Below are 1,001 nucleotides of genomic sequence, written 5' to 3' on the forward strand. Positions count from 1 at the left end.
AGGGTGGCGTGCGCGGTCGCGCTGCCGCCCGCGAGCACGACCCCGGCGACCTCCCGGGGGTCGAGCCCGGCGGCCTGCGCGGGGGTCAGGTCGGGCGCGACCAGCACGACCCGCTCCGCCGCTCCCGCCGCGGGTCCTGCGGGTCCGTGACGGTGGCTGTCCTCGGCTCCGGGGTCGGTGAGCAGAGCGCGCAGGACCTGCTCCCCCACCGCGCGGACGTCGGCGCCCCGCGCGGAGAGGTAGGGATCGGGCAGGGCCTCCAACGCGGCGGCGCCGTGCTCGACGGCGTCGGCCCAGGCGCGCGCGGCGGAGGCGCCGCCGTCGATGCCGGTGCGGGCCCGTCCGGCCAGCTCCGGGTCCTCCAGCAGCAGCAGGTGCGCGTCGAAGATCTCCGCCTCGGTGGGGCCGAGGTCGCGGGCGGTGGCGTCGCGGGACGCGGTGATCTCCACGGCGACCGCGGCCAGCGCGTCGTCGAGGCGGGCGTGCTCGGTCGCCGGGTCGTCGGGCGGGTCGTCGGGAATGGTCGACGGCGGGGGCACCAGCGCGCGGGCCGGTCCGATCGCGATGCCGGGTGAGCCGGGCAGGACCGGTGCCGCGGTCGGGCTCGGGCTCGGGCTCGGGCTCGGGGTCGGGCTCGGGCTCGGGGTCGGGCTCGGGCTCGGGGCCGCCGGCGCGGGGGCGTCGACGGGCTCGTCGAAGTGCCGCCCGGCCAGCTCCAGGACGGCCTCGACCGCGGCCCGCGCCCCGCGCCCGGTCGCCTCGACCTCCACCTCGTGCCCGGCCTCCGCGCCCACCACCGCGACCCGGGCCATGCTGGCGGCGGGCACCCACTCCGAGCCCGTGCTGCGGTTGCGCAGCCGCACCTCCACGCCGGGCAGCCGGCGGACCAGGCCGACCAGCCGGGCGGCGGGACGGGCGTGCAGCCCGTGCGGGTTCGTGACGACGAAGACGGCGCTCTCGCGCTCGCCGGCGCGGCGCGCCCCGGCGATGGCGGCGTCGGA

The 1,001-nt window shown here is 80.5% G+C and carries 1 protein-coding gene; it reads right to left on the reverse strand.

Translation table 11 applies throughout. The features are described 5' to 3' along the window. On the reverse strand, positions 1–1,001 hold a 1,001-nt coding region (locus KIK08_RS39205), incomplete at both ends, for a phosphoenolpyruvate-utilizing N-terminal domain-containing protein (protein WP_214408359.1).

This window comes from Pseudonocardia lacus, assembly GCF_018531445.1.
Classification (GTDB): domain Bacteria; phylum Actinomycetota; class Actinomycetes; order Mycobacteriales; family Pseudonocardiaceae; genus Pseudonocardia; species Pseudonocardia lacus.